Consider the following 3,099-nt stretch of genomic DNA (forward strand, 5'->3'; position numbering starts at 1 on the left):
TTTGCGTAAACTACATTTAAACATAAAAAACAACGCTGTACCACTATATTCTATATTTTTATAGAATAGTTTGATTTTACAAAATCCTGGAGTAAATTAGAGTTCACTTTTGCCAGAATGGGCCCCAGATCTTTAAAAAAATCTATTTTTACTTGCTTACTGTTACTAATTCTAGTCACTGTTCTGTTAAGCATACCTATAACAAAAGCAGGCGAATATCAGAAAAACCGAACTTATGTTCCAACCGTAATCATTAAAAAGATTTCCGTTAAAAATATGCAGAAAGATTTAGCAATTCTTTGGGCTGCTATTCAGGAAATGCATCCGGCCTATGGCATTTACACCACCCCACGGCAGCTCAAAGCAATATACAAAAGCACTTGTTCGTCAATAACTCGTCCTCTATCCGAAAATGACTTTATAACCAGGATCTACCCCTTTCTATGCGCATTGAAGTGCGGGCATACTCAATTAAAGCATTCCACTGAATTTGATCCTTCCAAAGAGCCTAAAGAACCGCCGCTTCCTTTTCAGGTTCTGGTTCGAAATCACCGGGCCTGGGTGACGACCTATAGAACGGACAAACTCCACACAGGTGACGAAATCATCAACATCAATGACATTCCAACTTCTGATATTATACGTCACGGCTATGATCTATATTGTGGTGATGGCTACAATGAAACTTTCAAAGAATTATTTTTAAGTGAATACGATGGTTTTGAAGACGTCTGTTCTAAATATTACCATTGGAAAGCCCCATACCGCCTGCTGGTCAGAAATAACCAGGGTAAAACAAAAACCGTACAAATAGTCAGTATAACACAGAATACCACTTTAAAACCAGAACAAAAACAGGCCCCTGAACAGAAAAACTGGACAGAAGCCACCAACACAGATTATTTGCCGCTCCGGTTTTCCAATACCAGCTCAACAGCGTGGTTTGAGGTCAAGACCTTTCAGTACGCCGATACGTTAATTTACGAGCAGGCATTTAAGCAAATACGGATGAAAGGCATTAAAAATCTTATTATCGACCTTAGACATAACACAGGAGGCGATATCAGAATTGCGGCGAAACTACTCTCCTATCTCGCAGATTCATCCTTCCATATCATCAAAGAAATAAGATCCAGAATCCCAGATCCGGCAATCAACCCTTTTGAAAACTACTTTGATGCCGACCGGACCGAAAGCTTTAAACTCGGTTTTAAACCAGGGCCTAAAGAAGGAAATGGTTACCATATTGATTTTCGACCCGTATTCGGATTGTCCTACCAGGCACTTCCCGTTAATCCACTATGGCATTTTAAGGGCAAGCTATTCGTTTTAATTGACGGGGCAACTTTTTCCTCAGGCGCACATGCCGCTGCTGCCATTAAGGCCCAGTGTAAAACCGCCAAATTTATCGGTAGAGAAACTGCAGGTACAGAAGAAGGCTGTAGTGGAGGCACTATTCAACACCTCACCTTACCAAACACACATATTGTGGTAGAATTTCCATGGATGCGCGTCGTCTCTGTTGCTAAAAACCCTGTATTTGGACATGGAATTTTTCCTGATTATGCGGTGTCGTACAGCCCTGACGATATCATCAATAAACGAGATCCGGACATTAAAAAGGCATTGAGTCTCCTCCAATAGAGGAATTACACATTATACCCGGGTTTCCAGTTTTCTATCGCATTTCCAAACAGGGCATTATTGATCATATGCACACTAATCGCTGTCTTAGATCCCGTAAACACATTCGAAGTCGGCATTTCTCCGCTTGTCACGCATTTATGAAAATCAGTTAAGGCATACCAGGATCCGTCTTTGATTGGTTCTGTAAGAATTGGAATACCACCGTCTTTATTCCAGGTAATTTTGGTTGCACCTGTTACGCCATCCACTGTCTGATTGTATTTTTTTAAGGTTTCCTTTTCCGGATAATATATCCCCTCATCCACCAACAGGGAAATACTTCCTTTTGAACCCTTAATTTTAAATAAGTAGCCATCATGACTGTTGGCACAAGTAGCCCCAAAATTTCCGATCATGTGCTCTTTACTATATCGCAACACAGCTTGTACGTTATCATAAGTTTCCCTCCCGTCTTTATAGAAATCAATCCCTCCTGTTGCAATGACTTCATCGGCATGCGTATCAAAAACCCAGTTGATAAAATCAATCTGATGGGATAATAATTCTGCCGGGAGCCCACCAGAATACTCCTTATACATCCGCCAGTTGATCTGTCGTTCCAGCGAAGGGTCAGGAACAGGTCTTCTCCAACTTCCATTACGATCCCAGCGACAGTCAATCTGAGTTACTTTACCCAGATACCCCTGGTCAATCATCTCCTTAACCTTGAAATAAAGTGGTGTATATCTGTATTGATGTCCAACCTGTAATATCTGTTTAGGCTTTGACTTGACAAGGGCCACCAGTTCTAAAGCCTGGGGAATGTTGTAAGTCATTGTTTTTTCCAAATAAACGTGTTTACCAGCCAGTAAAGCATCTTTAGCGATCTGAAAATGCATATTTAAAGGTACAGAGATCAGTACGGCATCAATATCTTTATGATCCAGGATTACCTTATAATCCTTAACAGCCAAAGCTCCAGGTGCTATCTTCCGGCCATTTTCCAAGCGAAAATCAAGGACATCACAAATGGCCTTGATCTGGTACAGGTCAGGAATTTGTTTCAATACCTGCATAAGCCCTGTTCCCCTGTCGCCACAACCAATAACTGCAATATTAATCTTCCTGCTTTCAAAAGGTAAGCTTACCGCCTTAAGTAAAGTATTGTGCAATAATAAACCTCCCGCTGTTATTCCCGCCTTTTTTATAAAACTCCGTCTGATCATATTTTTCTTATTTGGTACGGATAAATTTATAAAAATATCAACTTGATATCACCTTAAGTAGTAATATCTTTTTCACAACTAAAAACCCTATTCCCGGTGTAACAAACCAAATCTTCAAAAATAATTCTTGCATAATTCAATTCTTATCTTTTACTTTGAAATACAAAGTTCTTTTATAAACAAATTATGCCCCTCACATTCCCTCCTTTTAATACCAATCACTTCTCTTGCAATAGAAATCCAATAG

The 3,099-nt window shown here is 39.9% G+C and carries 2 protein-coding genes; one reads left to right on the plus strand and one right to left on the minus strand.

The annotated features are described in order from the left end of the window. The first annotated feature begins 276 nt into the window (after positions 1–276). Entirely contained in the window at positions 277–1,644 is a 1,368-nt protein-coding gene (locus tag VNZ46_RS24560; protein ID WP_325563557.1) for a S41 family peptidase, read from the plus strand. Positions 1,645–1,649: 5 nt separating this feature from the next. Here VNZ46_RS24560 and VNZ46_RS24565 read toward each other — a convergent pair whose 3' ends face one another. Then, positions 1,650–2,852, minus strand: a complete 1,203-nt coding sequence (locus VNZ46_RS24565) for a Gfo/Idh/MocA family oxidoreductase (RefSeq protein ID WP_325563559.1) — start codon at positions 2,850–2,852, stop codon at positions 1,650–1,652. Positions 2,853–3,099: the final 247 nt, after the last annotated feature.

Origin of the sequence: Pedobacter sp. (genome assembly GCF_035566355.1) — a bacterium.
Taxonomy (GTDB): Bacteria; Bacteroidota; Bacteroidia; order Sphingobacteriales; family Sphingobacteriaceae; genus Pedobacter.